General features: G+C 73.5%; 5 protein-coding genes. 4 read left to right on the plus strand and 1 reads right to left on the minus strand.

Annotated features, from left to right (window positions below):
- Nucleotides 1-492 (plus strand): signal peptidase I (gene lepB / locus FNH09_RS44615; RefSeq protein ID WP_202919889.1); only part of this gene is annotated, 492 nt, incomplete at its 5' end.
- Nucleotides 493-535: 43 nt separating this feature from the next.
- On the opposite strand, the gene FNH09_RS44620 is transcribed toward lepB, so the two are convergent.
- Nucleotides 536-916 (minus strand): response regulator, encoded by a 381-nt coding sequence (locus FNH09_RS44620; RefSeq protein WP_162470049.1) that lies wholly within the window; start codon nt 914-916, stop codon nt 536-538.
- Nucleotides 917-1,226: 310 nt separating this feature from the next.
- Between FNH09_RS44620 and FNH09_RS44625 the strand changes: the two genes are divergently transcribed.
- The 3 genes from FNH09_RS44625 to FNH09_RS44635 all read left to right on the plus strand — a co-directional run.
- Entirely contained in the window at nt 1,227-1,895 is a 669-nt protein-coding gene (locus FNH09_RS44625; RefSeq protein ID WP_152895586.1) for a response regulator, read from the plus strand.
- Nucleotides 1,888-3,219 carry a sensor histidine kinase gene (locus FNH09_RS44630; protein WP_152895587.1) on the plus strand — a complete coding sequence of 444 codons (1,332 nt, stop codon included), beginning with the start codon at nt 1,888-1,890 and terminating at the stop codon, nt 3,217-3,219. Before FNH09_RS44625 ends, FNH09_RS44630 begins: the two co-directional genes overlap by 8 nt.
- A gap of 110 nt (nt 3,220-3,329) precedes the next feature.
- Nucleotides 3,330-4,702 (plus strand): copper resistance CopC/CopD family protein (locus tag FNH09_RS44635; RefSeq protein WP_152895588.1); only part of this gene is annotated, 1,373 nt, incomplete at its 3' end.

A 4,702-nucleotide genomic window follows, 5' to 3' on the forward strand; every position in this document is an offset into this window, starting at 1 on the left:
GTACGACGGTCCGTCGTACCGCGCGCCGCCCTGCTCGTGGTGCCGGCCGCGCTGCTGGTGGCCGGCACCCTCCTGGTGGAGCCGGTGCGGGTCGAGTCGACCAGCATGGAGCCCACGCTGCTGGCCGGGGACCATCTGCTCGTCGACGACCGCGCGTACCGAGACGCCCCGCCCGGGCGCGGCGACCTCGTGGTGTTCGACGGGTCCGACGGGACGCTGGTCAAACGGGTGGTGGCGGTGGCCGGGGACACCGTCGCGATCGAGGACGGCGTGCTGGAGGTCGACGGCCGTGCCGTCGAGGAGCCGGCGGTGGATCCGAGGACGGTGGACGGGATGTACTTCGGGCCCGCGCGGGTACCGGACGGCACCGTGTTCGTGCTGGGCGACAACCGTCGGCACTCGGTGGACTCCCGGCAGTTCGGGCCGGTCCCGGTCACGAAGGTGACCGGGCGGGTGATCCTGCGCTGGTGGCCGCGGCCCGGCAGACCCTGACTGACGGGTGCGCGGGCCCGGCCGGACCGGACCCGCGCACCCGTCAGGGCGTCACGCCTTCGGGGGAGACCGCCGTGATGGCGTCGAGGACCGTGTCGATTCCGGCGTCCTTGTGCAGGACCGTGGCGGCCCCGGCGTCGAGGGCCGCCCGCTCCAGCCGGCCGCCGACCGCGGAGGTCAGCACCACGACCCGGGTCCCCGGACGGAGCGTCAGGAGCCTTTCGGTCGCCTCGGCCCCGTTCAGTACGGGCATGACCAGATCCATCAGGACCACGTCCGGCATCAGTCGTACCGCCGCTTCGACGGCCTGTGCGCCGTCGCACGCCACACCGACCACGTCCACGAGCGCGCTGCGGCCGAGCGCGGCGGACAGGGTGTCCCGCACGAGCGGGTGGTCGTCGACGACGAGCAGGCGAATCGGCATGGTCCAACAGTGCCCGTTTCCACGCGTATCAGCCATCCCCAAACCAGAGGGGTCGACCGCGCATGCGGGCACATTTCCTTCACAACCAGCACTTTCTCTCGATCGCGTCGTGATGGCACGACAGATGCTTTTCGGCCATGGCGACCCTCGGAAGTGGGCGGGAACGCTCCGGAACGGGAGGTTTCGTCGACGGTGTGGACGCTGATCAAGGACACAATTCCTTCACGGACTGTGGTTTCCTTCAACCGTGCCGTGGTTCCATGGCATACGCGATCCGGCCACCGTGGCGGCTCGCCGAGGTAGGGGGAACATGCCGGAACAAGAAGGTTCGCCGACGACCCGGGTACTGATCGTCGACGACCATCGGACCTTCGCGGAACTGCTGGCGTTCGCGCTGGGAGCCCAGCCGGACTTCGACTGCGCGGGCTGGGCGGGCACCGGCGCGGAGGCCGTCGAACTGGCGGCCAGGGAGCGGCCGGACATGGTCGTGATGGACATCTCGCTCGGCGCGGAGAGCGGACTTGAGGTCACCCGGCGGATCCGGGAGGCGACGCCGGACGCGACCGTGGTGGTCGTCTCCGCGCACCGCGATCCCGACTGGGTGGTACGCGCCGCGCAGGCGGGCGCGAGCGCGTTCGTGCCGAAGACCGGTTCGCTGGAGGAGATGCTGAGCGTGCTGCGCGCCGTACGGCAGGGATCGATGCTGGTGTCGGCGTCCATGTTCGGTGACCCGCCGCCCCGCCCGCGGGTCACCGACGATCCCGCGGTGGCCAGCCTGACCGCCCGCGAGTCCGAGGTGCTCACGCTGATGGGCAAGGGGCTGGCCCCGGCGGAGATCGCCAGGCTGCTGGGCATCAGCATCAACACCTGCCGCGGCTATGTGAAGGCGATCCACCTCAAGCTCGGGGTGCGCTCACAGTTGCAGGCCGTGGTGAAGGCGCAACAGCTCGGTCTCGTCGAGGCGCACAGCGATGGCTGACCGCGCGGACCCGGCCGCGCCACCCGAGCCGCAAGGCAGCAGAACGGTCCGGCACGCGGTGATCGCGATGATCCTGATCGGACTGGGCGCCTTCACGGTCGTCGGCGCCGGCACCGTGCTCGCCGCCGAGTCGATCGCCAAACGGACCGCGCTCGCCGAGGCCGCGCGGTCCGCGCAGCTGATGGGCAACGTGATCTTCAAGCCGGTCATGCCCGCGGTGATCCGCGGCGACAGCACCGCGCGGGCGCAGCTCGACGAGGCGGTCCGGGCCCGCGAGAGCGAGGCCGGCGTGGTGCGCGTGAAGGTGTGGAACCGGCAGGGCGAGGTGCTGTACAGCAACGAGCACCGCGCCATCGGAATGTCCTTCCCCCTCAACGACGACGTGCGCAAGACCATCGACCAGCAAGCCAGTTGGGCGGACCTCTCCGACCTGTCCGACGAGGAGAACATCACCGAACCCCACGGCGACAGCCGACTGGTGGAGGTCTACGTCCCCCTGGACCTGGCGTCCGGCGAACGGCTGGCACTGGAGGTGTACTCCACCGACGACCGGGTGGCCACCGCGCGCGGCGAACTGATGCGCACCCTCGTACCGTTCTCGGTGCTGGCCCTGCTGCTTCTGCTGGTCACCCAGCTCCCGGTCTCGGTGCAGCTGCTGCGCCGGGTCAGCCAGGCCGACGCCGAGCGCAGCCGGCTGCTGCGCAACGCGCTCACCGCGTCGGAGCGTGAGCGGCGCGCGATCGCCCGCGACCTGCACGACGGTGTGGTCCAGGACCTCGCCGGTGCCGGGTACGCGCTGGCGGCCGTCCGCGCCGACCTGCCGGCCGACATCCCGGAACCGGCCGGCCGCATGCTCGACCGGGTCTCCGAGGTGCTGCGCGGGGCCGTCGGCTCGCTGCGCACGCTGATGGTGGACATCTATCCGCCGGACCTGACCGAGGACGGCCTGCCGCAGGCGGTCGAACTGCTCGCCGAACGCCTGCGCCGGGAGGGCGTCGCCGTCACCACGACCGTCGACGTGCGGGCCGCGCTGGGCCCCGACCTGACGGCCGCCGCCTACCGCTGCACCCGGGAGTGCGTCACCAACATCGTCAAGCACGCCGAGGCGGACCGGGCCTGGATCGACGTCACCGGCAGCCAGGACCGGCTGCTGGTCGTGGTGGCGGACGACGGCAGGGGGCCGGGCACCGCCCTCGGCAGGACCGGGCATCTCGGGCTCCAGCTCATCCGGGACACGGCGAGCGAACTGGGCGGCGAGGTCACCGTCGCCGAGCGCGCCGACGGCGGCACCGAGGTGCGCGCCGTACTCCCGATCCGGCCCTGACCCCCTCGTTTTGAGGGGGTCCCACCCCCCAAGGGCGAGGCTGCCGGGGACCGCGGCGGGACGCCACCCTGGAGACACCGTCCGACCAGTGCACCCGGGGGAAACAGCGGATGCGCCGCATCGTCACCATGCTCTGCCTCGTTCTCTGCGCCCTGGGCCTCCAGACCGTGACCGCGGGGCCCGCCGCCGCGCACACCGGCCTGCTGTCGAGCGAGCCCGCGGCCGGCCAGGTGCTGCCGGACCTGCCGCCCAAGATCGCGCTGACGTTCCGCCAGCCGGTGACCGCGGGCGCCGACGCGATACGCGTGTTCGACGACCACATGCGCCGGATGGATCTCGGCGGCCACCCCGACGACCGGCGGCGCACGACCCTGCGCACCGCCCTGCCCGGAAGCCTGCGCGCGGGCACCTACACCGTGGCCTGGCAGGTGACCTCGGCCGACGGGCACCCCGTGGCGGGCACCTACCGGTTCTCCATCGGTACGACCACGCATGTCGTGGGCGTGGTGCCCCCGCTCGCCGGTGCGAACGCCGCCTGGGCCGGGCGGCTCCTCGGGGCGGCCCGGGGGATCGGCTACGCGGGACTCGCCCTGGGCCCCGGCGTGCTGCTGGTCGCGCTGTGGCTGTGGCCCGCCGGGCTGCGCGAGCGCCGGACCCGCGCCCTGGTGTGGGGCGGACTCGGCCTGCTGGCGGCCGGCACGCTCGCGGTCCTGACCGTCCACACCGTCTGGGCCGACGGCCGGCCGCTGGCCGAGGCCTGGTCCGGCGCGCACGCCCACCCGTACGCGGCGACGGCCGACCTGGCCTACGCGGTGCGCTTCTACGCCCTGCTGGCGCTGGGCGCCGCGACCGCGGTGGTCACCGCGTCGGCCGGGCGGGACAGGCCCGTGCGGCCGCTGGTCCTGGCGACGACGGCCGCGGTCACCGTGCTCTGGGGCACCTGGCCGCTGACCGGGCACGCCGTCGACGGCCGGTACGCCCCGCTCGCGATGGCCGCCGATCTCGTCCACCTGGCCGCCATGACGCTCTGGCTGGGCGGGCTCGCCCTGGTCGCGGCCGTCCTGTCGCGCCCCGCCCACCTCGGCGAACTGGACGCCGTACTGCCCCGGTTCTCGCGGCTGGCGTTCACGGCGGTCGTCGCCCTCGTCGTCACCGGGACGGGTCGGGCCTGGCAGGAGGTGGGTTCCGCCGGGCATCTCCTGGACACGGGGTACGGCCGACTGCTCCTCGTGAAGTCGGCCGGGGTGGCGGCGGTCGTCGCGCTCGGCGGCGTGGCCCGCCGCTGGGTCCACCGCCACACCGGCCGCCCGGCCCCCCTGCCCCCGCCGACGGCCGGAGCGGCGGGCACCACGCTCACCCGCACCGCACCGGCCCCGCCCGCACTCCCGGACGCCGCTCTCGTACGCACCCTCAGGCGCGGTCTGCTGGCCGAACTGCTCGTCGCGGCCGCCGTGCTGGGCATCACCGCCGCCCTGGTCACGGC

The organism is Streptomyces adustus (genome assembly GCF_009377175.1).
In the GTDB taxonomy this organism is placed as follows: Bacteria; Actinomycetota; Actinomycetes; order Streptomycetales; family Streptomycetaceae; genus Streptomyces; species Streptomyces adustus.

What these genes read in the sequence shown, in the direction of transcription:
- FNH09_RS44620 (WP_162470049.1), bottom strand. Translation starts at nt 916, where the DNA reads ATGCCGATTCGCCTGCTCGTCGTCGACGACCACCCGCTCGTGCGGGAC.
- FNH09_RS44625 (WP_152895586.1), top strand. Translation starts at nt 1,227, where the DNA reads ATGCCGGAACAAGAAGGTTCGCCGACGACCCGGGTACTGATCGTCGAC.
- FNH09_RS44630 (WP_152895587.1), top strand. Translation starts at nt 1,888, where the DNA reads ATGGCTGACCGCGCGGACCCGGCCGCGCCACCCGAGCCGCAAGGCAGC.